This window comes from Mariniphaga sediminis (assembly GCF_003573545.1).
In the GTDB taxonomy this organism is placed as follows: Bacteria; Bacteroidota; Bacteroidia; order Bacteroidales; family Prolixibacteraceae; genus Mariniphaga; species Mariniphaga sediminis.
Window position 1 is genome coordinate 299,679 of sequence record NZ_QWET01000002.1, and the last position, 24,496, is coordinate 324,174.

At 42.8% G+C, this 24,496-nt stretch carries 18 protein-coding genes; 9 read left to right on the forward strand and 9 right to left on the reverse strand.

What is annotated here, in order from left to right; all coding sequences use genetic code 11:
• Nucleotides 1-61 precede the first annotated feature (61 nt).
• From D1164_RS03580 to D1164_RS03600, 5 genes are all read right to left on the reverse strand, one after another.
• Complete coding sequence (locus tag D1164_RS03580; protein ID WP_119348565.1) at nucleotides 62-1,189, reverse strand: PAS domain-containing sensor histidine kinase; 1,128 nt, start codon at nucleotides 1,187-1,189, stop codon at nucleotides 62-64.
• 432 nt (nucleotides 1,190-1,621) lie between these two features.
• On the reverse strand, nucleotides 1,622-3,070 hold the full coding sequence (locus D1164_RS03585) for a sulfatase family protein (RefSeq protein ID WP_119348566.1): 1,449 nt from the start codon (nucleotides 3,068-3,070) through the stop codon (nucleotides 1,622-1,624).
• A gap of 33 nt (nucleotides 3,071-3,103) precedes the next feature.
• Nucleotides 3,104-4,474, reverse strand: a complete 1,371-nt coding sequence (locus tag D1164_RS03590; protein WP_119348567.1) for a sulfatase family protein — start codon at nucleotides 4,472-4,474, stop codon at nucleotides 3,104-3,106.
• A 17-nt stretch (nucleotides 4,475-4,491) separates the two neighbouring features.
• A complete protein-coding gene (locus D1164_RS03595; protein WP_119348568.1) occupies nucleotides 4,492-6,024 on the reverse strand; it encodes a sulfatase in 1,533 nt (510 codons plus the stop codon).
• Nucleotides 6,025-6,064: 40 nt separating this feature from the next.
• Entirely contained in the window at nucleotides 6,065-7,645 is a 1,581-nt protein-coding gene (locus D1164_RS03600) for a sulfatase family protein (protein WP_119348569.1), read from the reverse strand.
• Nucleotides 7,646-7,784: 139 nt separating this feature from the next.
• Between D1164_RS03600 and D1164_RS03605 the strand changes: the two genes are divergently transcribed.
• Nucleotides 7,785-8,183 (forward strand): hypothetical protein, encoded by a 399-nt coding sequence (locus D1164_RS03605; protein WP_119348570.1) that lies wholly within the window; start codon nucleotides 7,785-7,787, stop codon nucleotides 8,181-8,183.
• 60 nt (nucleotides 8,184-8,243) lie between these two features.
• On the opposite strand, the gene odhB is transcribed toward D1164_RS03605, so the two are convergent.
• Both odhB and D1164_RS03615 read right to left on the reverse strand, forming a co-directional pair.
• A complete protein-coding gene (gene odhB / locus D1164_RS03610; protein ID WP_119348571.1) occupies nucleotides 8,244-9,542 on the reverse strand; it encodes a 2-oxoglutarate dehydrogenase complex dihydrolipoyllysine-residue succinyltransferase in 1,299 nt (432 codons plus the stop codon).
• 12 nt (nucleotides 9,543-9,554) lie between these two features.
• Entirely contained in the window at nucleotides 9,555-12,287 is a 2,733-nt protein-coding gene (locus tag D1164_RS03615; RefSeq protein WP_119348572.1) for a 2-oxoglutarate dehydrogenase E1 component, read from the reverse strand.
• A gap of 303 nt (nucleotides 12,288-12,590) precedes the next feature.
• Here D1164_RS03615 and D1164_RS03620 point away from each other — a divergent pair, with 303 nt between their 5' ends.
• The 4 genes from D1164_RS03620 (at nucleotide 12,591) to D1164_RS03635 (ending at nucleotide 14,796) form a co-directional block, all read left to right on the forward strand.
• Nucleotides 12,591-13,220, forward strand: a complete 630-nt coding sequence (locus D1164_RS03620) for a Crp/Fnr family transcriptional regulator (protein ID WP_119348573.1) — start codon at nucleotides 12,591-12,593, stop codon at nucleotides 13,218-13,220.
• A 70-nt stretch (nucleotides 13,221-13,290) separates the two neighbouring features.
• Nucleotides 13,291-13,491, forward strand: coding sequence for a YgaP family membrane protein (locus D1164_RS03625; protein ID WP_119348712.1), 201 nt, complete (start codon nucleotides 13,291-13,293; stop codon nucleotides 13,489-13,491).
• A 72-nt stretch (nucleotides 13,492-13,563) separates the two neighbouring features.
• Nucleotides 13,564-14,388: a DUF5777 family beta-barrel protein gene (locus D1164_RS03630; protein ID WP_147372011.1), complete on the forward strand. Its 825-nt coding sequence runs from the start codon at nucleotides 13,564-13,566 to the stop codon at nucleotides 14,386-14,388.
• Between the two features lie 3 nt (nucleotides 14,389-14,391).
• Nucleotides 14,392-14,796: a QcrA and Rieske domain-containing protein gene (locus D1164_RS03635; RefSeq protein ID WP_119348575.1), complete on the forward strand. Its 405-nt coding sequence runs from the start codon at nucleotides 14,392-14,394 to the stop codon at nucleotides 14,794-14,796.
• Between the two features lie 24 nt (nucleotides 14,797-14,820).
• Here the strand turns inward: D1164_RS03635 and D1164_RS03640 are convergent, their stop codons facing one another.
• The gene (locus D1164_RS03640) at nucleotides 14,821-15,087 is read right to left on the reverse strand and encodes a cupin domain-containing protein (RefSeq protein ID WP_119348576.1); all 267 of its coding nucleotides are present in this window, start codon (nucleotides 15,085-15,087) and stop codon (nucleotides 14,821-14,823) included.
• 171 nt (nucleotides 15,088-15,258) lie between these two features.
• Between D1164_RS03640 and D1164_RS03645 the strand changes: the two genes are divergently transcribed.
• The 4 genes from D1164_RS03645 to nifJ all read left to right on the forward strand — a co-directional run bounded on the left by D1164_RS03645 (nucleotide 15,259) and on the right by nifJ (nucleotide 23,125).
• On the forward strand, nucleotides 15,259-15,861 hold the full coding sequence (locus tag D1164_RS03645) for a class I SAM-dependent methyltransferase (RefSeq protein ID WP_206610909.1): 603 nt from the start codon (nucleotides 15,259-15,261) through the stop codon (nucleotides 15,859-15,861).
• Nucleotides 15,862-16,346: 485 nt separating this feature from the next.
• A complete protein-coding gene (rho, locus tag D1164_RS03650; RefSeq protein ID WP_172594325.1) occupies nucleotides 16,347-18,185 on the forward strand; it encodes a transcription termination factor Rho in 1,839 nt (612 codons plus the stop codon).
• A 162-nt stretch (nucleotides 18,186-18,347) separates the two neighbouring features.
• On the forward strand, nucleotides 18,348-19,523 hold the full coding sequence (locus D1164_RS03655) for an AAA family ATPase (RefSeq protein ID WP_119348578.1): 1,176 nt from the start codon (nucleotides 18,348-18,350) through the stop codon (nucleotides 19,521-19,523).
• A 50-nt stretch (nucleotides 19,524-19,573) separates the two neighbouring features.
• The gene (gene nifJ / locus D1164_RS03660; protein ID WP_119348579.1) at nucleotides 19,574-23,125 is read left to right on the forward strand and encodes a pyruvate:ferredoxin (flavodoxin) oxidoreductase; all 3,552 of its coding nucleotides are present in this window, start codon (nucleotides 19,574-19,576) and stop codon (nucleotides 23,123-23,125) included.
• Between the two features lie 62 nt (nucleotides 23,126-23,187).
• Here nifJ and D1164_RS03665 read toward each other — a convergent pair whose 3' ends face one another.
• Nucleotides 23,188-24,309: a lipid II:glycine glycyltransferase FemX gene (locus D1164_RS03665; protein ID WP_119348580.1), complete on the reverse strand. Its 1,122-nt coding sequence runs from the start codon at nucleotides 24,307-24,309 to the stop codon at nucleotides 23,188-23,190.
• Between the last annotated feature and the right edge of the window lie 187 nt (nucleotides 24,310-24,496).

The window sequence follows — 24,496 nt, forward strand, 5'->3', positions numbered from 1 at the left end:
TTCGGAGACAGAGAAATACTAATTCCGGATTTCATTAAACAGAAATACAATTCATACCACTCTATGAATTACTTTTTGCCGGTAGAGAGAAATAAAAAACAGTCCCATTCCCGGGCTCACTTTCTACCCATATTTCCCCTTCGTTTTTTTCAACAAAGTCTTTGCAAATAATCAGACCAAGGCCGGTACCTTTTTCCCCTTCGGTCCCTAAATTCGAGTGATTTTCGTCGGGATGAAATAGGCAGGGTATTTTTTCTTTCTGAATTCCCACGCCCGTATCCTTTACGCCAACAACAACCATTTCATCAGAGTTTTTGGCGGAAACCGAAATGGTTCCTCCCCGGTAAGCAAACTTTATGGCATTGGAAATGAGGTTACGCATTACAATGGTCATCATTTCCTCATCGGCATAAATAATTGTTTCGGGAGAAATATTGTTTTTAAAACGAATCTCTTTCTGCAAGGCATTCTGCCCCAAAAGGCCAAAGCATTTTTCCACAATAAAATGAATCGCAAGATTCTGAGGTGAAACAGTCAGCTTTTGCCGCTGTGCCCGCGACCATGTCAACAGGTTCTCCAACAAATCGGAGACAGACGTGGATAATTGATAAATAATTTTGTTGTACTTTCTTATTTCATCACAGGAATATTTATCAAAACCATTTTCAATGAGTTCCGAAAAGCCCAGAATATTGTTTAAAGGTCCCTTGAGATCGTGACCAATAATAGAAAACAGTTTGTCTTTGGTGGCATTAAGTTCTTGTAATTGTGCTTCACTTTTTTTCAGCGCCTGCTCTGCTCTTACACGCTCGGTAATATCATTTGCCGTGGAAATTACCCCGTCAATTTTTCCCGAAGGTTTGCGATGCGGGTAAAAATTCATTTCCAATACTTTAACCTCTCCATTTGGTATTTTACCTTCATACTGTAAAAAGACAGGTTGGCCGGCCAGACACTTTTCCATGCCGGGTTTTAGCTTCTTCTCAAAATTTTCGGCACCCCATATTTTTTCCACGGTCTCTCCAATGGTTTCATTGGTTTCCTTTCCGTAAAAATTATTAAACGCATTATTAACAAATATATACCGGTAATTACTACCGATAAAAGATGCAGGTTCGAAGATGGTATTCAAAATCTCCTTCTGATAGTGAAAGTATCTGTTTTTGCGTTTCTTATTGGATTGTTTCATCTTGAAACTTTGTTTCGGCAATTAAAGCAATATTGGTTCGGTATTTACATCAGAGATATCGGTTTTATTCTATTGATTTTCGCGGCCTAAAAATAAAAATGATTTCGTTCAAAAGCAAATGTTTGTTTACCCTAATTACCAGAAGTATAGCCCCGGAACGATTTATATTTATGATTCAATACAAAGAATTACTGCTCCTTTTTCCCTCCAGGTAATCACAAAATCTACAGCCTCTTTCGAACTGAAATTTTTATCCAATGCGATTCAACTTATGCAATCAAGAATCCATAACCTGCTCATCAGTCAATATTAACACGATATTCGGATGTAAATTTTCGGTGTTGACCGGTGCAAACAAGAACAGAGATACAGAAAGGCAACCAGGTAGCAACGTATTTTCTCTGTTCTATTCTCCCTTGTTCCAACATTTTCTTATTTCTCCAATTGATTTTCCACCGGCTCAACACCAGCAAGATGTTTCTTCAGTACCTCTCTGATTTCTGCAATAACTTCCGGATGCTCTCCGGCAATATTAAACTTTTCTCCCGGATCGACATTTACATTATAAAGGATGGGTTCTTTTAAGACCGTCGGACTATCTGGAATTTCAAGCATCGGATCGGTTACGGGATGCGCCGTTTGGGTCCGGTATTCATTTTGAATAATAAAATGGGCCTTGTAATCCCCTTTGCGGACAGCATAAACCTGCTGGCCCCGATAATAAAATACCACGTCGCGCTCACTTTTCCCGGTTCCCAGAATCAATGGAGAAATATCATACCCGTCGTAAACCCGGTCTTCGGGAAGATTTGTCCCGGATAATTTACAAAAGGCAGGCAGCAAATCCATCGTTGTTCCCATGTCGGTCACCACTCCCGTTTTGATATGGCCCGGCCACCAAAAAACGGTAGGTTCACGCATCCCTCCTTCAAAAGTTCCTCCTTTGGCCCCCCGCAGCAGGCCGGCTGAACCACCGTGCGTTTTAAAAATATGCCACGGCCCGTTATCAGAAGTAAAAACTACCAGTGTATTTTCGGCAACTCCTTCTTCTGTTAGGGTTTTAAGAATACGCCCTACCGACCAGTCAATTTCTTCAATTACATCGCCATAAAAGCCGGCCAGTGAAGTATCTTTAAATTCTTTGGAACGAAACAACGGAATATGTGGAAGCGAATGGGCTAGATATATAAAAAAGGGTCCATCTTTTAAATCTTTTATTTTTGAAACAGCTTCTTCTGTATAGCGTTTTGTGATGGTACGCTGGTCGGCCGGCCGTTCAATAATTTCTTTGTCCCGCATCAACGGCACATTGTAAGCCTGGTAGCGCTCGTTTTCTGCCAGGGTAAAATGGCTGGTCTTTTCCACCTTGTCCATGTCATTGGAATATGGGATTCCAAAATAACTATCGAACCCATGATCTGTGGGTAAATAAGGTGATTTGTGGCCCAAGTGCCACTTGCCGATAGCCGCTGTATAGTAGCCACTTTGTTTTAACGCTTCAGCAATGGTAATTTCGGTTTGAGGAAGCCCGCCATTGGAATCAGGGAACAGCACGCGCTTTTTGTCACTGCACATTCCTGAGCGAACAGGCAACCTTCCTGTAAGCAATCCTGCACGACTTGGCGTACAAACCGGTGCAGCCACATAAAAGTTGGTCCACTTCTGCCCTTCAAAAGCCATCTTATCAAGATGAGGCGTTTTGATCGTGGGATGCCCGAAAACTCCCAGATCGCCATACCCCAAATCGTCGGCAAATATCACTATAAAATTGGGACGGGGTGGTTGGCCGCTTTCTGTTTCAGAAGACAATGCCGGGTACTGCCCGGTCAATCCCAGGAAAAGCAAGCACACCAGCACTATTGATATTGTATTTCGTTTCATTCCACTCTGTTTTTTTTATCTGAATCAGTTAAATTACAGCTTATTCCCTGTCCACCGATCGAACTTGTCAGGCGTCGGATTCTCCGGAACTTCATCACCGGATTCTGCCATCCAATTATCAAGCAGTTTTTGCATGTCATTAAGCGCACCCTCATAATCCGTATTGCCGGCCAGGTTATGCAATTGGTGCGGGTCATTAACCACATCGTACAATTCTTCAGAGGGTCGGGGCGAGACAAAACAATCCAGCTGGTTTTCATTCAGATGGCCTTCATTATACCTATTCACCATCTCCTGGTACGTTATACTTCGCACAGCATCGGCAGGCGGTGAAGCATTCAGATGAGGGAAAGCATTCCGGATGTACAGATACTGATGATTACGGACAGCTCGTTCGTGTGCCTGATAGTCGTGCCAGTTATGCTCGGAAGCAATGTATTCTCTTGTTTCTTTCGAATAATCCTCCAAAACCGGAACAAAAGATACTCCCTGAAATGTCTCTGAAGTACCGGCACCCGCCAGTTCGCAAAAAGTGGGAGCAATATCTATGGAACTCACCAGTGCATCGGTGCTTCCTTTTTTAATTTTTTCAGGCCACCGGACAATAAAGGGCGTTTTGATTCCGCTGTCATAAAGCCGTGTTTTACACCGGGGAAAAGGACGCCCGTTATCTGTCATATAAATAATCAGTGTATTTTCATCCACTCCCTGGTTTTTCAACTCGTACATCACTTGCCCGATGTAGCTGTCCATTCTTGAAATTTCGTCATAGTACAAAGCTAAATCCTTACGCGTAGAATCGTTATCCGGCAAATAGGGAGGAACAATCACATCTTCGGGGCGGTGGGGTTCCGGAATAATGCCAGGGCGGTAACTACGATGCGGATCGATGGCTGCCAGCCACAAAAAGAAAGGCTTGTCTTTTGGCCTGTTTTGCAGCGCCTCAACCCAGTACTCACAACCACTGGGAGCCCCTCCGTAAATGGTGTCAAACTCTGCCCTCTTCGGACCAATATGGTATTTTCCGGCCACAGCGGTGAAATACCCTGCTTTCTGCAACTCCCCGGCAAACAACAACTGACTGGCAGGCAGCTGCATGTGTAGCTCAGGCGCACCGGTACTATGCGGGTAGCGCCCGGTTAAAATGCTGCAACGGCTCGGACTACAGGAACTGGTTGTCAGGAAAGCATTGTTAAAAACAACTCCTTCTTCTGCGAGCAAATTAATATTGGGCGTTTTAATTTTATGGTTGCCATAAGGCCCACAGTCGTTCCAGGCAGCATCATCCGCAATAAAAACAATAAAATTGGGCTGTTTGGGGTCCTCAGGTTGCGGCCTTCCACAGGAAAATACTGTCAGCACAATTATTACAAAAAAAATAGATCCAGCATTCAACCTTTTCATCCTATTTTTGACTTTACTTAATTTATTGTTAATCCACTTTTTGCCTTTTCCCTTGCTTCTTCAAACTTCATCCGCATCTCTTCCAACACGTTAAAATAATCCGAATCGCCGGCCAGGTTTACATACTCCTCCGGATCGTTTACATGATCATATAATTCTTCATTTCCCTTTCCGGTTTCTTCTCCCCAACGGGTATATCTCCATCTGCCCGTCCGGATGGAGCCATCCTTCCCCCGGTAAGAAACAGTGTAGGCAAAGGCAGCCGAATCTTCTTCCTTTTCTCCGGAGATGTATCCTCTCATGCTTTCCCCCTGCAAAATCTCCGGTTGTTTATCGCGAAAGCCACATAACTCTGTCAGTGTTGGATAAAGGTCAATCAATTCCGTAATGGCATTGCAGGATGTACCGTAGTTTTTCTCGTAGCCCGGCACAGAAATAATAAGAGGAGAACGAACACTGCCTTCCCACAGACTGGTTTTCGACCAGCAGTCGTGTTCGCCCAAATTATAACCGTGGTCAGATAAAAAAACAACAATAGTTTCCTCTCTGATTCCAAGCCGGTCCAGGGCGTCAAGTAAGCGCCCCACCTGCTGATCCATAAACCGTACGCTGGCCATATAACTGCTAATGGTGCGGCGTTGCTGGATTTCACTCATTCCCCATATTTTTTCATTCTGCCTTTGTAATGCTTGTTCCGGAATATTTTCTCCAATCTTAACAGGAGGCAGTACGACCTCGTTTTCGGGATAAGGAACAAAACAATTTTCAGGAGCAATCAGCGGCACATGCGGCCTGACAAACCCCACTGCAAGAAAAAACGGGGCATCATTTTTTATCCTCTGCTTGTTTGTCCCGGATTCAGGGACTTCCCCGGCCCTGTTTTCCAGGATGGCAATGGCCTGACTGGCCGCCAAATAATCGGCCTGCGTACCCTCCAGTTCATCGGGAATAACCATCCGGGCAAAATTGGAACCATAATGGTGATTTTTTGGAGAGAGTAGTTCCATCTCTCCCGGGCTTAAAGTTTCCGGCGCCATCACATTGTAAGCGTAATCCCAGGAGTCGGGTTCATCGCCTCCGGGTTCTCCCCGTTCAATGCCTCCCGGGATTCCCATGTGGTAAATTTTTGATACCCGTGCTGTAAAATATCCCTGCTCCCGAAAAAAACCTGCCAGAGAAGGGTGGTCTGCCAACGCCGGAGTCTCTTTTCTGTAACTCCCCGGCTGATCGTTATTGGTAAGTACCCTGTTGGTTTCCGGGTACAACCCGCTCATAAACGATGCCCGCGAAGGGCCGCATAACGGGTACTGACAAAAAGCGCGGATAAATCTCACCCCTTCGGTAGCGAGCCGATCGAGGTGCGGCGTGTGATCATCTATATCCATGAATGGCCCGATACGTGTATTCAAATCATCGGACACAATGAAAAGGATATTCGGTTTTTGAGCATGTACTCCCTGATAAAAAAACAACAACAGGAAAAATGCAAATACAGGTTTTGCCCAATTCTTTTGATTCTCCAAATTGTTTCTGACTTTAATTCTATTCATTTTGTCCGAAATTTACACGCTGAAATTTATAAAAAACAGATCACCTGTTAGCCCGGTGTTCAAGGTACGCTTTCAGATACTTATCATTCAGTTCATCACTGTCTCCATAATATTCGCGCAGTTCTTCAAGCTTTTGATGCAACATTTTCTGCACATCGGCATACGCCGGATCGCCGTAAATATTTTTCATTTCCGCCGGATCGGTCTCCAAATCATACATCTCCCATTCGTCGATATCGTAATAAAAATGCATGAGCTTATATCTGTCAGTAGCCACGCCGTAGTGCCGTTTCACCATGTGTACCGAAGGATATTCATAATAGGTGTAATAAACGGCATCGCGCCATTCATCTGTTTCCCCGGCTACCAGTTTCCTGAAGGATTCACCCTGCATTGATTCCGGGGCTTCTATTCCGGCATAATCAAGGAATGTTGGTGCAAAATCAAGGTTCTGCACAAGCTTGTCAATTTCTGTTCCCGGTTTAATCTCTTTCGGATACCGAATCAGCAACGGGGTACGGAATGATTCTTCGTACATAAAGCGCTTGTCGAACCAGCCATGTTCGCCGAGGTAGAATCCCTGGTCAGAAGTGTAAACCACGATGGTATTCTCTGCCAACCCAGATTCGTCCAAATAATCGAGCACCTCTCCTACTCCGTCGTCTACTGATTTGATGGTACGCAGGTAGTCCTTTATGTAGCGGTTAAATTTCCAAAGAGCCAGATCCTTCCCTTCGGGCATATTATTTAAAAACTCCTGGTTTTCATCTTCGTAAGCGGCCATCCAGTTGGCACGCTGCTCCTCGTTCATCCTTTTCAAATCCCTGATAAAACCGGTTGAATCTCCGGACGGATCGACAATCAACTTAAAATCATGTCCCCACTGGGCATGGCCGTCTACCTGCATTTCCTGCTCTTTGGCTGCTGTACCGCGTCCTTCATAATCATCGAAAAAGTTGGCCGGCGGATCAAACGTTTTGTCATCATATAAATTCACATACTTTGGCGCCGGCAGCCAGTTTCGGTGAGGCGCTTTTTGATGGTACAGCACGCAAAACGGCTTGTCGGGGTCCCGTTTGTTCTTCAGCCAGTCGAGTGTTGTTTCAGTAATGATCTCTGTGCAATAACCTTCTTTTCTAACCCGTTTCCCTTCAATAAGAAAATCGGGATTATAATATTGTCCCTGGCCTGGCAACACCATCGAGAAATCGAATCCCTGTGGTATGCCGTCCAAATGGATTTTACCAATCATGGCTGTTTGGTAGCCATTGGCCTGCATCAGTTTCGGGAAGTTGGGCTGGTCCCAGTCAAATGGCTGAACATTGTCCACTTTCCCATTTACAAAACTGTGTTTACCCGTGAGCAAAACCGCCCGGCTGGGCGCACAAATCGAATTGGTCACGGTGGCCCTGGTAAAAATAACACCTTCATCGGCCAGCCGGTCAATGTTAGGAGTTTCGTTCAGCCCATGCCCGTATGCACTAATGGCCTGGTATGCATGGTCGTCGCTCATAATAAAGAGGATATTGGGGCGCTGCACCTCTTCCTTTTGAGGGGTGCAGTTAATCATACCTATCCCCACACACAGGAGGGCAATAGATTTTATGAATAATTGGTTCATCGCATTGTTATTTTAAATTTGCATATTCCTTTAATTACAGTACAATTTTACGAAAAATGAAGGAGTAGCGGAAAGAAACAAGGGAATCTCTGTCATAGAGATTCTTTATATAGAGAAAATGATAAAATAAATTCTGAATATGAATACAATACCTGTTAAACGTCCGCCATTTTTAAGTGCTCTTTGCAACCTGACTTTTATTGGCAGTAGCATTGGCTTTTTAGGGTATTTCCTGGTATCGCTTTTTTTTGAGCAAAGCACCGAACTTATCATAAAGTATTCCTCCTGGCATACAACAGAGGCGCTCTCTCCTGTTTATTTCACTCTTCTGATGGCGTTGTATGCCCTTTCGCTTACGGGAGCAATACGCATGTGGAAGCTACACCGTGACGGTTTTCTGCTGTACACATTTGCCCAGCTTTGCATCCTTTTTATCCCGGTTATCTGGACAGACTGGCAGGCATTTTCCGTAACCAATGCCATTTTCACACTAATTTTTGTGGGAGGTTATGGGTTGAATTTAAAAAGATTGAAGTAAAAATATTTTCAACCCCGAAAAAGTATAGAAACTTTTTCGGGGTTGATCCATTCAAAACGATTAAATCCCGAGAAGCAGCCTTTCCGGTTCCCGGCCTCCGGTAAACATCCGTTCCGGGTTTTCAATGAATTCTTTCACCTTTACCAGGAAGCCTACCGAATCTTTTCCGTCGATTATGCGGTGGTCGTAGGATAGAGCCACATACATCATAGGACGTATCACCACCTGACCATTTACGGCCGCGGGACGTTCCACAATATTGTGCATTCCCAGGATAGCCGACTGCGGTGGGTTAATAATGGGGGTAGAAAGCAGCGAACCGAAAACCCCTCCGTTGGTAATGGTGAATGTGCCTCCCGTTAATTCATCCACAGAAATCTTTTTGTTGCGGGCTTTTTCAGCCAGTTCTTTAATTTCCAGTTCGATTTGCGGAATGGTTTTACTTTCAGCATTACGAACAACAGGCACCATTAATCCTTTCGGTGTAGACACTGCAATTCCCACATCCACAAATTGGGGTGAAACAATTTCATCCTCATCAAGCTGGGCATTTACCATGGGGTGAAAGTCCATGGCAAGGGCAACTGCCTTTGTAAAAAACGACATGAAACCTAACTTGAATCCATGCTTTTCCACAAACTGCTGCTGGTACTTTTTACGCAAGTCCATCACATGGCCCATGTCAATTTCATTAAAAGTAGTAAGCATTGCCGTTTCATTTTTTACGGCCACCAGGCGTTGGCTCAACTTACGTCGCAGTGCAGTCATCCGTTGCCTGTCCACTTCCCGCGAAGCTTCTTTGGGCTGCATTGCAGCAGGAACCGGGGAATCGGCCGGCGCAGAAATCGCAGCCTCTACCTCTTTTTTTCCGATACGTTTCAACCCTTTTATTATATCATCAACAGAAACTCCGTGTTCTTTCATCAACTCTTTTGCCACCGGAGTCACTTTCACCTGGTCATACTCTGCGGACTCTTTTCCCTCTTTTGTTTCTGTTTTCCCGGCAGCTTCCGGCGCTTCTTTTTCATCTTTCTGCAGTTTCCCCTCTTCCTTTTTCTTTTCACTATCAGCTGCAGCTTCTTTTTCTCCGGCCTTTTCTTCCTCTTTTTTGACAGCAGGTTTTACACTGGTATCGATGGTACAAACCACCGCGCCAACTTCAACCGTCGCCCCTTCTTCAGCTTTTAACTCAATTTTTCCGGCTTCGCCGGCCACAATGGTCAGCGTTGCTTTGTCTGATTCCACTTCGGCAATCTCCTGATCTTTATCGACCACTGCGCCGTCCTCAACAAGCCAGGCACCAATTTCAACTTCGGTTATAGATTCTCCCGGACTGGGAACTTTCACTTCTATTATCATCTTTGGTTTTTTTTATGAAGCTACTACTTCTTTTTCTTCAAAAACAGTACTTAAAATTTTCTCCAGGGCCTGGGTGTGTTTTTCTGTTAACCCAACCGCCGGACTGGCACTCTCTTTCCGGGAAACCAGTTTTAATCCGAGATAATCGAGTTTCCGGTTAAGAAAAGGCCATGCCCCCATGTTCTCCGGTTCGTCCTGTGCCCAAACAAGGTTGGAAGTATGATACTTTTTCACTACTTCATCAATTTGTTTGTAGGGAATGGGATACAATTGCTCCAAACGAACAATTGCCACATGGGATATTTTTTTCGTATTTTTATGTTTAACTAAATCATAATACAGGCGACCAGAAGTAAATATTACTTTTTCTACTATTTCAGGATCAGCAGTCTGATCATCAATAACTTCCTGAAAGGCTCCCTTGGAGAGGTCTTCAATGGTAGATATTACCTGAGGATGTCGCAACAGGCTCTTGGGCGTAAAAACAACCAGCGGCAAACGCATTTTCATTTTTACCTGCCGGCGTAACAGGTGAAACATATTGGCCGGAGTTGTGGGCACAACCACCTGCATATTGTTGTTTACTGAAAGCTCCAGAAATCTTTCCATACGTGCACTGGAATGCTCCGGCCCCTGCCCCTCGTAGCCATGCGGCAACAGCAGCACCAGGTTATTCATCAAGCCCCACTTTTCAAATGCAGAAGTAATGTATTGATCAACAACAGCCTGGGCCATATTGACAAAATCGCCAAACTGAGCTTCCCAAATGGTCAGGCCATTCGGCTGGGCCAGTGCATACCCATATTCAAATCCCATTACCGCATATTCTGAAAGAAGTGAATTAAAAACATGGAAAGGTGCCTGGTTTTGCTCAACATGTTTCAAGGGAAAGTATTTTTCGTCGGTACCTTCCACCACAAAAGACGCATGACGATGGGCGAAAGTTCCCCGTTCGGTATCCTGTCCGCTCAACCGCACCGGATGCCCTTCTGTAACCAATGTTCCGTAGGCGAGCAATTCAGCCATGGCCCAATCAAGGCGATTATCGAGTATCATCATCCGCCGATCGGACAAAATCCGGTTCACCTTCTTAAAGAAAACCAAATCTTCCGGCAGATTGTTGATGCTTTCCGCAATCTGCACCAATTGCCCTGCTTTTACACCTGTATTTACCGACTGCTCAAACATCGACTTTTGAGGCATGTCATAAGGCTCATATTCATTAAGCAGAAACTTTCGCAATTTCAGCTTTTCGATTTTTTCTGAATCCCGGTACTTTTCTTCCATAAACCGGTCGAAATCTTTCACCTTCTTGCGGGCTTCTTCCTGCGTCATAATACCCAGCTTCTCCATTTTCTCCGCATAGATATCGCGCGAATTCAGATGCTTTGAGATTGCCCTGTAAAGCATCGGCTGCGTAAAGCGGGGTTCATCTCCCTCATTGTGTCCGTATTTACGGTAACAAAGTATGTCAATAAACACATCGGTACTAAACTTTTGCCTGAACTCCATCGCCAGCCTGATGGTATAAACAAGAGCCTCCACATCGTCTCCGTTTACATGAAACACCGGAGAGCGCGTAACTTTTGCCACGTCTGTACAGTAGGTACTCGACCGGCCGTCAAGATATGTTGTGGTAAAACCTACCTGGTTATTAATTACAAGGTGAATGGTTCCACCTGTTCGGTATCCTTTAAGCTGCGACATTTGTATGGTTTCATAAACCACACCCTGCGCTGCAATGGCGGCATCGCCATGAATAATAATTCCTGCAGCCTTACTGTAATCTCCTTTGTAAACCGAATCGATACGCGAACGGACCATACCTTGCACTACAGGCCCCACCGCTTCGAGGTGAGACGGGTTAGGCATAAGATTTAACCTGACCTGTTTCCCAAAATCGGTCATTACTTCGTTCTCATAGCCCAGATGATATTTTACATCACCATTCCAATGGTCTTCTTCGTATTCCTTCCCGTAAAACTCCTTAAAAATATTCTCATACGGCTTTTTCAGGATGTTGGCCAAAACATTAAGCCGACCCCGGTGAGCCATTCCCAAAACAAACTCTTCAATTCCCAATTCGGCACCACGCTCAATAACTGCATCCAGCGAAGGGATAAGACTTTCAGCCCCCTCGAGAGAGAAGCGCTTTTGTCCCACAAACTTTTTATGGATAAAGTTTTCAAAGCCCACTGCCACTTTCAGGTGATAAAAAATATCCTTCCGGTGTTCTTCTGAGAATTCCTGTGAATTACGACTGCTTTCCATCTTTTGCTTCAGCCACGCTACCACTTCCGGATCGCGCATATAAACGTACTCCACACCGACGGAACGGCAATAAGTGGCCTCAAGATGCTCCACAATGTCTTTTAACTTCGCCGGGCCAATACCAATATCATTCCCGGCTTGGAAAGTGGTTTCCAAATCCTTTTTTTCCAACCCAAAGTTTTCAATATCCAGCGTCGGAGCATATTGACGGCGAGTCCTTACAGGGTTGGTTTTTGTAAACAAATGTCCACGCTGACGATAACCGTGAATCAGGCTTAAAATAGCAAATTCTTTGTTAATATCGCCTTCCAAATGCATGGTCTTACTGGCCGGGTAATTGGTTCGTGCCAACTCAAACCCTGCAAAAAAATGCTGCCAGCTTTTATCCAGTTTTTCCGGACTCTTCAGGTATATTTGGTACAGGTCGTCCATCGTTTCCTGTTCCTGATTACCCACTGATGAAAATTTATCCATTGCCAATTATATAATTAACCTTTAGTCAATATAAAAACAATACAGATTTTCTAATGTTTATTCAAAAGTTCGGATTTAAAAATACAAATTTAGCTTTTATTACCGTCTCAAAAAAAAACCTATCTCTTCCTGAAACTCCGGCCCCGGGTCTGTTTTTATAAAAAAATCTATTTAATACATTAATTTTAACCCGGTTATCAAACAAAACAAACTGAGTTGTTGTTTTATATTATTGGGCAATTTCTGTAAAAGAAACTCGGAAAATCAATAGCTGGTGAAGACTTTTAAACTTTATATACTCGTATGAAAACTGAAGATAAATTGCTTTCTCTTCTGCCTTTTCCTCTGGAATTAAAGGAAGAATTAGTAAAACATTCCGAAATAAAGGATGTTCCGCAAAATACGGAGCTAATGCGAGAGGGCCAATATGTGAAAAGAATCCCGATTGTTTTGGAGGGGCTTGTGAAAGTTTTCACCAAACACGAGGACAAAGAACTACTACTGTATTATATAAGGCCGCAGGAAACCTGTATCGTCTCTTTTAATTCTGTATTGACAAATACATCGAGCAAAGCTTTTGCCCAATCTGAAAAAGATTCTAAAATACTGCTTATGCCTTTGGAAAAAGTATTTCAATGGATGAAGGAATTCCCGGAACTGAATCATTTGTTTTTCCGGCAATACAATATCCGGTACAGCGAAATGATACAGATGGTAAACAAAGTACTTTTCGACAAAATGGACAAACGGTTATACGAATATTTATCTACCAAAGTAAAAATATGGGAGAAAGACATTTTAAAAATCTCGCATCAGCAAATTGCCAATGATTTGGGGACAGCCAGGGAAGTTGTAAGCAGAGTACTAAAAAAACTGGAATACGAAAGCAAGCTTGTACAAAATCAGGACGGAATAAAAATATTAAAGTCGTGACCACAGTCACAGCATCTTAATTTTGAACACTTTAAATTTGGTGAAGTATAAATATACAAACAACAGCATTATGAGAAAGAATATGGGAGTGGCAGATCGGATTATCCGGGTAATAATCGCAGCAACAGTTGCAGTGCTTTACCTCACAAACATTATAAGCGGAACGATTGGAACAATATTGCTGATTCTTGCCGGAATCATTTTGCTTACAAGTATTTTCCGGATTTGTCCTACCTACTTGCCATTTGGAATTAAAACATGTGCGAAGTAAGCACAAATTAACTACTTAATTTTTATCCTTATAAAGGATTTAAATATGCTTTTATATCTTAAATATGTGTTTATGAAAGTTTTTGCATTAACAATACTGTTTTTTTTGATTATACAATCATTAAAAGCTCAGGATGAAGAAGGGGTTACAGACCAGGCTTTTCAGGGGACCCGTTTTGTAAACGAACAGTCAGTAAACCTTGCCGATAAAGGGGAATTGATTCTTTTAATCCAGCACCGTTTTGGTGAAATTGACGGCGGATTTTACGAACTTTTCGGGCTCGATCAGGCAACCATGCGATTGGGATTTGAATATGGCGCGGGGAAAAACCTGAACATTGGTATTGGACGAAGTTCCTTCATGAAAACCTACGATGCTTTCATAAAAGCCCGGTTTGCAACCCAGGACAATGATTTCCCGCTGACAATAGCTGCCGTGGTTGCAGGCTCTCTTCCCACAATACGCAACACCTTCCCGGAAACGGAAGACAACTTTTCTTCCAAAGCTGCAGGAAATATCCAATTATTACTGGGTAAAACCTTTGGGAATGTCGGGTTACAGGTCTCCCCCGGATTCCTTTCTACCGGATACATCCCTGTTAAGAACCAAAGTTTATCCTTTTTTACGTTGGGGCTGGCAGGCTCTGCAAAAATATCGGATAACGTTTCGGCAAATATCGAATATCTGCCCTATTTCCATTCCAGTCTTTCAGCTTCAAGGCCGCTTTCGCTCGGGGTCGATATTAAGACAGGAGGGCATTTGTTCCAGTTAGTTTTATCAAACTCGCAACAATTTTTTACCCGCGGGCTTTACACATCTACTTCAGGTGACTGGGGAAACGGCAGTCTCTTTTTAGGTTTCAACCTCATTCGGAAATTCAGAATTAAATATTATTAAACGATGGAAAGAAAAGATTTTTTACAAAAGTTTGCAGTTGGCGGAAGTATTTTACTGACGGCGCCCATACTTTTTAACGCCTGTAGTGAAGACGATATGGAACCAGCCGGAAAAACCACGATTGATCTGGGTAACTCAAGTTTTGCGGCACTGCAGGATATAGGTGGCTTTGCCTACAGTGGTGATATTATTATTATCCGTACCGGCGAAAGTACGTACATAGCTCTTTCAAAAATTTGTACCCACCAGGGGTGCACAGTAAGTTACAATTCTTCGACCAATCAATTACCCTGCCCTTGCCATGGTTCGCTTTATGCCATTTCCGGAGCAGTAGTGAACGGACCGGCAGAAAACGCTTTAAAAGCTTACACGGTATCGAAAGCGGGAAATATTTTAACTATCTCCTAATTTCCGGAAGGGGAAAACATACCATTATTCAAAGGAATAATGTTTCCGTATGGCGGAATGGATGTCCCACACGCATTCCAATCCGGCCGGAAAAATTACATAATCCCCGGGTTTTATTGTAACCGAATCGAACTCGGAAACAACCGTTGCTTCGCCTTCTACAATATAACAATGTTCGGTTTTGTCGTAATACCAGTCGAATTTGTCTTCATCGTGCTCCCAAACCGGCCAGGAAAATACCCCTGCTTCCTCCAGTTCCTCTTGGTCCGGTTGCTCAATTTCAATTCTCATCGTTTTCACTTTTTTGCAAAAATAAAAAAGAAACCTTTTCTACTAACTTAATGTACCAATAAAAATATCAGTTCATATTCAAACAACAAATATCCCCAAAAGGAAATACTATATAATGAGCGCATTTTTAAACCGAATCACTATTTTTTTGTTAAAATTGGCCAAAATAAAATGAAACAAATGAGTGAATTCTGGAACGAACGTTATGCTGCAAAAGAATATGTTTACGGAACGGATCCCAATGAATTTTTAAAAGGGCATTTAGAAAAACTCTCTCCGGGCAGAATCCTTTTTCCGGCGGAAGGAGAAGGACGTAATGCTGTGTTTGCGGCACAGAGAGGATGGGAAGTTTTTGCATTCGACAGCAGTAGCGAAGCCCGGGTCAAAGCAAAAAACCTGGCTTCAGAAAAAGAAGTTTCCATCAAGTACCAGGTAGAAAGCCTGGAACATGTACATTACCCACCTGAAGAATTTGATTGCATCGCTTTAATATTTGCCCATTTTCAACCGGATAAAAGAAAAAGCTACCACCAAAAGCTATTGACTTTTTTAAAACCGCAAGGCACGATCATTCTGGTGGGATTCTCAAAAAATCAAATTAAAAATAACTCGGGTGGCCCCAGAAACATTGAGATGCTTTTTTCAGAAGAAGAACTAAAATCAGATTTCCAATCCCTTTCCGAATTAAAAATTCAGGAACTGGAAACGGAACTGGATGAAGGGACATTTCATTTGGGAAATGCTTCTGTCATTCACATGATCGGCTTCAAATAATATGCTTAAACCTATTTAACCGGCATTTATTCTACTTACAAATCCGAAATGGAGTAAAAAACACCTGATTAAACAAAATTTTCAGAGAGTCTGTTTGAGGCTAATGACTCAGCAACAGTCAGAACCTAAAGTAAATTCTAAAAAAAATAAAACAAAATGTACTCCCCTTTCGTTGTTAAAGTATATTCTCCCGGCAAAACAGAACTTTTATCTTTAACAGACGTAAAAAATTACATGCAGATTAACTGATGCTGACAATTTCCAAGGGACAAAAACCATATTACACAACGCAAAACGTTCTAATATTAAATTAGTTGAATAAAACGTAAGAATGAAATAAAAAAAGAATTTTAATCTTTGGTATGTAATAAGTATTTACTATACTTGCAGCCGAATTTCAACAAATTCTCGCTCCACTTTATTTACTTCAAATAGATTATCATTATAAGTTTTAATCAGGATAAGAGAATAATAATTTTATACCAATGTACGACATTTTAGAATTGAATAAAAAACTCGTCCCTGAGTTGCGTGATATAGCCAAGGGACTAAAAATCAAACGCGTAGAGTCCTACAAAAAGCAGGATCTTATCTACAAAATTCTTGACACACAAGCCATTCAGGAAGCTGAAAAGAAAATAAAAAAGACCGATTCCAAAGATCAGAACGACCAAAAAAAAGAGGAAAGATCCACTTTTAAAAACTTCTTACGCAAAAAACAGGATACGGCCAAAACAGAGGATAATAAAACAGATGAAAAGTTACGCCGCGGGAAACGTCCGCGTCGGGACAGAGTAGAACCTTTACCTAAATCTGAAAAGATAGAAGCCCCTTCAAACAAGGAAAAAGAAGATGAGGTTCAATCACGTCAGGATCAGATAAAAGCCATTATACAGGGCTTTAGTGAAAAGTCAAAAAATTCTCAGGACGATGACAAGTCTCCAAAAGAAGAGAAAAAAATACAATACAAAGAAAAAGAGAAGAAAGAGCAACCAAAGGCTCAGGAAGCCAAAAATGAAAAGCCAAAAACAATTTCTGTAAAATCGGATCAGAACCAGCCCCAGGCTGCATCCGAAACGAAAAAGCCACAGGAAAAAATTCGTTTTCAAAAAAAGGACCACCGGGACCAAAAATCATTTCAACATAAGCAACAAAACGGGAACCAACAAGGTGGACAATCAGGAAACGGGAAGTATTATGAATTTGATGGCATTGTTACAAACACCGGCGTGCTGGAAATTTTACAGGACGGATACGGATTCCTACGCTCTTCCGACTTTAACTATCTCAATTCGCCGGACGATGTATATGTGTCACAATCACAAATAAAGCTCTTCGGGTTAAAAACCGGCGATACAATTACAGGCACCATTCGTCCGCCCAAAGAGGGAGAAAAATATTTTCCGCTTATAAAGGTTTTGGAGATTAACGGTAGAAGTCCGGACTATATCCGTGATCGCGTGCCATTCGACCACCTGACCCCGCTTTTCCCCGATGAAAAGTTTGAGCTGACGGGAAAAGGGCACGACAATATCTCAACCAGAGTAGTTGATATGTTCGCTCCCATTGGGAAAGGACAACGCGGGTTGATTGTAGCCCAGCCCAAAACTGGTAAAACCGTACTACTCAAGGAAATAGCTAATGCCATTGCCGCCAACAATCCGGAGGTTTACATGATTGTGCTGCTGGTTGACGAGCGCCCCGAAGAGGTTACCGATATGGCCCGTAGTGTAAATGCAGAAGTAATTGCATCTACTTTCGACGAGCCAGCCGACAAACATGTGAAAGTAGCCAATATTGTTTTGGAAAAAGCAAAAAGGTTGGTAGAATGCGGCCACGACGTAGTTATCCTGCTCGACTCGATTACCCGTTTGGCACGTGCCTACAACACCGTACAACCGGCTTCGGGCAAAGTACTTTCGGGCGGGGTGGATGCCAATGCATTGCACAAACCCAAACGGTTCTTTGGAGCCGCACGTAATATAGAGGAAGGTGGTTCGCTCACAATTCTCGCTACAGCGCTTACCGAAACCGGCTCCAAAATGGACGAGGTCATTTTCGAAGAGTTTAAAGGAACAGGAAACATGGAACTGCAACTCGACCGGAAGCTTTCCAACAAACGGATATTCCCATCCGTGGATATTCCTTCATCAAGCACCCGCCGCGAAGATTTGCTTATCCGCAAAGAAATACTGGACAAACTGTGGATACTACGCAATTATCTTGGCGACATGAACTCTTTGGAAGCGATGGAATTTATGAAAACCAGGCTCATGCGTTCTAATTCCGTTGCCGAGTTTCTGGCCTCGATGAACGACAGTTAAAAATGGACAAAAAAAATTACCATTTCAAAAAATAGCGAAGCAGGCTTAAGCGCCTGCTTTTTTTATTTTTATCAATTATAAATTACATAAAATCTTTTATTTTGGCATCTGCGCATTACAATTTCAGCCAAAAACTGTTAATTTTGCACTAAAATTAGAACATTGGAATTTTTTCATCATATCCATAAAACATTGCTCGAAAGCACGCACCCCACGCTGAGAAGGGAGCTGCTAAATACCATTGACTGGTCCGAGCGACTCATCTGCATCAAAGGATTTCGCGGTGTGGGCAAGACCACTTTTTTACTGGATTTCCTAAGGAAGGAATATCCAAAAGACACTACAGCGCTTTATATTAACCTTAATAACTTTTATTTTACACAGCGAACCATTATTTCCTTTGCCGATGAATTCTTCAAAAGAGGAGGAAAAATACTTTTACTTGACCAGGTCCAAAAATATCCGAACTGGTCAAAAGAGTTGCAACAGTGCTACAATCGTATTCCCGGACTGAAGGTTATTTTTACATCATCACCGGTTTTACGTATTACGGAAGATAATCCTGACCTGAAAGGACTTGTAAAGGTTAACCACCTTGAAGGACTTTCGTTTCGGGAATATTTAAATCATTCGGCTCAAAAAAACTTCCCTGTTTACTCTTTTAACGATATTTTAAACAACCATGTTGAAATATCCCGTGAAATTGTTTCCAAAATAAGACCGCTGGCCTATTTCGGAGAGTACCTGAGAAGTGGAATCTACCCGTACTTCATCAATGATCCTAATTTCTATTCCAATCGTCTTCTAAAACATATCAACCTTGCGCTCGAAATCGATGTACCATATATCAACCAAATCGAACTGAAGTATTTACCAAAACTCAGAAAACTGCTGCATATCATAGCCTCGGAGACACCTTTTTCGCCAAATGTAAGTAAATTGGCAGCTGATATTGAAACATCCAGGGCGACGGTTATGAATTACCTCCGCTACCTCAAAAATGCAAAACTCATTCAGTTGCTCTATTCAAATGGCGACGAAAATGAGCTAAAAAAACCGGATAGAGTTCATATGCATAATACAAACCTGTTGTATGCTATAGCGCCCAATAACGTGGACAACGCGAATCTGCGCCAAACGTTCTTTTACAATCAGGTAGGTTATACTCAACGTGTTAACAGTTCAAAAACAGCCGACTTCCTGGTTAACAACACCCACCATTTTTTTGTTGGCGGGCATAAAACCGAGCCGGGAAAAGATTCGTTCGCTGCCGCAGATATGATTGAAATCGGAAATAAAAATAAAATCCCCCTTTGGCTTTTCGGCTTTTTATATTAAGAACAAGAGTTACAAGAAATATTAATTTTTGAAAAAGAAGGAGAATAATAATGACAAAACAAAAAAAATTTATCACTTGTGACGGGAACTATGCTGCTTCATATATGAGTTACATGTTTAGTGAAGTCGCATGTATATACCCGATTACACCTTCGTCGACCATGGCTGAATATGTTGACGAATGGGCTGCATTTGGACAAAAAAATATGTTTGGTCGCCCGGTTCGCCTTGCGGAAATGCAAAGTGAAGGAGGAGCTGCAGGGGCCGTACACGGTGCCCTTCAAACAGGCGCTTTAGCCACCACATATACCGCCTCACAGGGATTGTTATTGATGATACCGAACATGTATAAAATTGCCGGTGAACTACTTCCTTCGGTTTTTCATGTTAGTGCACGTGCAATAGCCGGACATGCTCTTTCAATATTTGGCGACCATAGCGATATTTATGCTGCACGCCAAACCGGGTTTGCTATGATCGCCGCAGGTTCGGTTCAGGAAGAAATGGATTTGGCAGGTATAGCCCACTTGGCAGCCATTAGATCCAGGATTCCTTTCCTGGCCTTTTTTGACGGGTTCCGCACCTCACACGAAGTGCAAAAAGTAGAAGCTCTTCAAATGGAGGATATGATCCCGCTGGTAGATCAGGAAGCTTTGCAGGAATTTCGTAACCGCTCCTTAAATCCTGAAAATCCTGTAACACGCGGTACAGCTCAAAATCCCGATGTTTTCTTCCAGGCAAAAGAGTCAGCCAATAAATTCTACGATGCCGTACCTGACATTGTAGCCAACTACATGAAGGAAATAAACAAACTTACAGGAAGGGATTACAAACCATTCACTTATTACGGTGATCCGGAAGCCGAGAATATCATTATAGCAATGGGCTCCGTTACGGAAACCATTAAAGAAACGATTGATTACCTTGCCAGCCAGGGTAAAAAAGTGGGAATGATCTCAGTACATCTTTTCAGACCGTTCTCCGCAAAATACTTTTTGCAGGCATTACCTAAAAATGTAAAACGCATTGCTGTACTCGACCGCACCAAAGAACCGGGAGCAGCAGGAGAGCCTCTTTATCTTGATGTGAGATCCAATTTCTACGGGAAAGAAAATGCGCCCATTATCGTGGGGGGACGTTACGGGTTAGGTTCAAAAGACACCACTCCTTCTCAAATTCTTTCTGTGTATGAAAACCTGGAAATGAATGAGCCCAAAAATGACTTTACCATTGGTATTGTTGACGATGTAACATTTAAATCTCTTCCTCCAAAAGAAGAAATTGACATTACACCCAAAGGTACTTACCAGGCAAAATTCTACGGACTTGGATCCGATGGAACGGTTGGGGCCAATAAAAACTCAATTAAAATTATCGGTGACGCTACGGATAAATACTGCCAGGGATACTTCCAGTACGACTCCAAAAAATCCGGTGGTTTCACTTGTTCGCATCTTCGCTTCGGCGACAAACCCATACGTTCAACCTACCTAGTTAATACTCCTGACTTTGTAGCATGCCACGTTCCTGCTTATATTAACATGTACGACGTACTTAAAGGGTTAAAGAAAGGCGGATCTTTCCTCCTCAATTCCATTTGGGATGAAGAAGAGACCAAGCTGCGCCTGCCTGATCATATGAAAAAATACCTGGCAGAAAACGACATTAATTTCTATATTATTAATGGCACCAAACTGGGCGAAGATATTGGTCTGGGAACACGTACCAATACTATTATGCAATCAGCTTTCTTCAAAATTACTGGCGTAATTCCTTACGAAATGGCGGTAGATGAAATGAAAAAAGCCATTGTAAAAAGCTACGGAAGAAAAGGTGAAAAGGTGGTGAATATGAACTTCGCAGCCGTGGAAGCCGGCGGAAAAAATGTGCAGAAAGTTGCTATTCCGAAAGAATGGAAAGACCTGGAAGTGAAAGACTCCAACGGAGTTTCTGACCGTCCGGAATACATTGTAAAAGTAGTAGATACCATCAACGGTCAAAAAGGAGACGACCTTCCGGTTTCTACCTTTGCCGGAGCGGAAGATGGCACTTTCCCATCAGGGACAGCAGCCTATGAAAAAAGGGGAATTGCCGTAAACGTACCGGAGTGGCAGGCTGAAAATTGTATTCAATGTAACCAGTGCTCATATGTTTGTCCGCATGCTGCTATCCGTCCTTTCCTTTTAACAGATGAAGAAGTGGATGCAGCTCCCGAAGGTACTGAAACCCGTGTAGCTACGCCTTCTAAAACATTTGAAGGGCTGAATTTCAAAATTCAGGTAAGCGTACTTGACTGTACAGGATGCGGCAATTGCGTAGAAGTTTGCCCATCGAAAGTTAAATCACTGGTAATGGAACCACTCGATAGCCAACGCGATGAAATTGAACGTTGGGATTTTATGGTGAACAAAGTGTCACTGAAAGAAAAAGTGGTAGACAAAACCAAATCGGTGAAAAATTCTCAATTTGCACAGCCACTCTTTGAATTCTCAGGAGCTTGCGCAGGTTGTGGAGAAACATCATATATTAAACTTATCACCCAATTGTATGGCGAAAGAATGATGGTTGCCAACGCTACCGGATGTTCTTCAATCTACGGAGGCTCAGCGCCATCAACTCCTTATTGCAAACATCAGGAATCGGGACACGGACCTGCATGGGCAAATTCACTTTTTGAAGACAATGCAGAATATGGTTTTGGGTTTTCCGAAGGTATTGCCGCACATCGTAACCGCCTTGCTTATGTTATGGAACAAGCGCTGGAAAACGGAGCTACCGACTCTGAAAAAGAAGCATTCCAGCTCTGGCTCGAAAACAAAGACAACGGGGATGCTTCGACAGAAGCCTCTTCTAAGGTACTGGAAGCTATTGCCAACAGTGACAGCGATTATGCCAAAGTTATTACTCAGCTGAAACAATACCTGGTCAAAAAGTCTATTTGGATATTTGGTGGCGACGGTTGGGCTTACGATATCGGTTATGGCGGCCTCGACCATGTGATGGCCAGCGGTGAGGATGTAAACGTACTGGTTCTTGATACCGAGGTGTACTCCAATACCGGCGGACAATCCTCCAAATCGACACCTGTTGGAGCCGTGGCAAAATTTGCCGCATCCGGCAAAAAAATCCGCAAGAAAGATTTGGGTGCGATGATGATGACATACGGGTATGTATATGTGGCGCAGGTAGCCATGGGTGCAAACCAAACACAATACCTGAAGGCATTAAGGGAAGCCGAATCTTACCCGGGACCATCCATTATCATTGCTTATTCTCCATGTATCAGTCACGGCCTGAGAGCAGGCATGGGAAATACACAGGATGAAGAAAAGCGGGCTGTTCAATCAGGTTACTGGTCACTTTTCCGTTACAATCCGCTTTTGGAAAATGAAGGAAAAAATCCATTCCAGCTTGATTCCAAAGAGCCTGACTGGAGTAAATTCCAGGACTTCCTCAACGGAGAGGTTCGTTATACTTCACTGAAAAAATCGTTCCCTGCCGAGGCCGATGAATTATTTGCCGCAGCAGAAGAGAATGCCAAGTGGCGTCACAACTCATACAAACGTATGGCAGTGATGGATTTTTCAAACAATGAAGAATAAAAAGCCAATTGTTATTATATAAAAAAAGCCGCGGTAGAAATACTGCGGCTTTTTTTATAAGATCAATTGATGTGATATCCCTGGTTTTTCACCTCCTGTGCACGAAAAGCCATGTATTGTTCCTTATCAAGCGGATAATCCCAACAGCCCATTCGGTGATACAAATCACCTCCAAAGCCTCTTTTAAACCGGTAGAGGCCGAATAAGGGATGACCCGGATTGGAATTGGGCGCAGCACCAAACATATCGTACTCCTCACAACCTGCCCGATGAGCCAGCCGGATACCTTCCCACTGCACCGCATAGGTGGCCATCAGATTGCGTTTACTACCTGATGATGCACCGTACAAATAAGTACCCCGTTTATTGGATAACGTCAAAAACATGGCAGCCAAATACTCCCCTTCATAATCAGCCATCAGCAAACGGATATCCACATCTTCTCTATCATTTTGTTGTTTTTCCAGAAACGTTCTGAAATTCTCTTTAGGGTGCAGAATAAAATTATTTCGAAAAGCTGTTTCCCGATAAAGCTTATACCATTCATCCAGCTTCTCCATGCCGTAACTTTTTACCCTCACTCCTTTTTTTTCTGAAAGTCTGATGTTGTATCGTGTTTTTGGTTTCATCTTTTGGAGAAGGGATTCTTTACTTTGTTCCAAATCCAGAAATATGGTATTGGAAGGCAAATTATCACTGGGACTTTTCATAAGGTTCCAGTTATGCGTATTAAAATTCACCCTGAACTCCTGGCTCTTAAAAGACGGCGGTCCAATCCAGTCTCCCTGGTCATTGAAAAAATCCTCTTCATTTGCCCACTGGTTTTCCCAGGGCAAATCGTAGCGGATTAATATACAGTTTGGGGGAAGGTATTCCCGCAACACCTCGGATAATTCTTCCAGAAAAACTCCCTGGTTTTCAAAATCAGGTTCGCCTTCCGGTCCGTAAGGAACGTAGGCAAAACAGTGGGTATCATTAATATACCGGATAAGTACCAGTATATCGTCCTGAATATTTTTTCCCCCGAAAGACGCAGGAAAAAATAAATCATCGGTGGCCTGGTATTCAAATGCAATCGGGCTAAATCCCTGCCGGTCTTTTATTTTAGCCCAAAACCAGGTTTGCTGGACAATGTTACTTGCTATAATGTCCTGCACATCCTTTTTCAATATTTTACAAGGCATCTCTGTTGTTTTTGGGCAGGCAAAAGTACAATGTATTCCTTGAATAAAAAAAGAAAAACCCCTGGAAAACTGGAAGATAATTTTTTCCCGAGGGAAAGATTAATAATACGCCATGACAAATTGTTTCTCCCATTTCCAGAGGCATAAACTAAAACACGCAATGCCTGAAAATGTTTTAATTGCGGAT

Excerpts from the sequence above, each read along its gene's own strand:
- D1164_RS03580 (WP_119348565.1), bottom strand. The coding sequence starts at position 1,189 with ATGAAACAATCCAATAAGAAACGCAAAAACAGATACTTTCACTATCAG.
- D1164_RS03585 (WP_119348566.1), bottom strand. The coding sequence starts at position 3,070 with ATGAAACGAAATACAATATCAATAGTGCTGGTGTGCTTGCTTTTCCTG.
- D1164_RS03590 (WP_119348567.1), bottom strand. The coding sequence starts at position 4,474 with ATGAAAAGGTTGAATGCTGGATCTATTTTTTTTGTAATAATTGTGCTG.
- D1164_RS03595 (WP_119348568.1), bottom strand. The coding sequence starts at position 6,024 with ATGAATAGAATTAAAGTCAGAAACAATTTGGAGAATCAAAAGAATTGG.
- D1164_RS03600 (WP_119348569.1), bottom strand. The coding sequence starts at position 7,645 with ATGAACCAATTATTCATAAAATCTATTGCCCTCCTGTGTGTGGGGATA.
- D1164_RS03605 (WP_119348570.1), top strand. The coding sequence starts at position 7,785 with ATGAATACAATACCTGTTAAACGTCCGCCATTTTTAAGTGCTCTTTGC.
- odhB (WP_119348571.1), bottom strand. The coding sequence starts at position 9,542 with ATGATAATAGAAGTGAAAGTTCCCAGTCCGGGAGAATCTATAACCGAA.
- D1164_RS03615 (WP_119348572.1), bottom strand. The coding sequence starts at position 12,287 with ATGGATAAATTTTCATCAGTGGGTAATCAGGAACAGGAAACGATGGAC.
- D1164_RS03620 (WP_119348573.1), top strand. The coding sequence starts at position 12,591 with ATGAAAACTGAAGATAAATTGCTTTCTCTTCTGCCTTTTCCTCTGGAA.
- D1164_RS03625 (WP_119348712.1), top strand. The coding sequence starts at position 13,291 with ATGAGAAAGAATATGGGAGTGGCAGATCGGATTATCCGGGTAATAATC.
- D1164_RS03630 (WP_147372011.1), top strand. The coding sequence starts at position 13,564 with ATGAAAGTTTTTGCATTAACAATACTGTTTTTTTTGATTATACAATCA.
- D1164_RS03635 (WP_119348575.1), top strand. The coding sequence starts at position 14,392 with ATGGAAAGAAAAGATTTTTTACAAAAGTTTGCAGTTGGCGGAAGTATT.
- D1164_RS03640 (WP_119348576.1), bottom strand. The coding sequence starts at position 15,087 with ATGAGAATTGAAATTGAGCAACCGGACCAAGAGGAACTGGAGGAAGCA.
- D1164_RS03645 (WP_206610909.1), top strand. The coding sequence starts at position 15,259 with ATGAAACAAATGAGTGAATTCTGGAACGAACGTTATGCTGCAAAAGAA.
- rho (WP_172594325.1), top strand. The coding sequence starts at position 16,347 with ATGTACGACATTTTAGAATTGAATAAAAAACTCGTCCCTGAGTTGCGT.
- nifJ (WP_119348579.1), top strand. The coding sequence starts at position 19,574 with ATGACAAAACAAAAAAAATTTATCACTTGTGACGGGAACTATGCTGCT.
- D1164_RS03665 (WP_119348580.1), bottom strand. The coding sequence starts at position 24,309 with ATGCCTTGTAAAATATTGAAAAAGGATGTGCAGGACATTATAGCAAGT.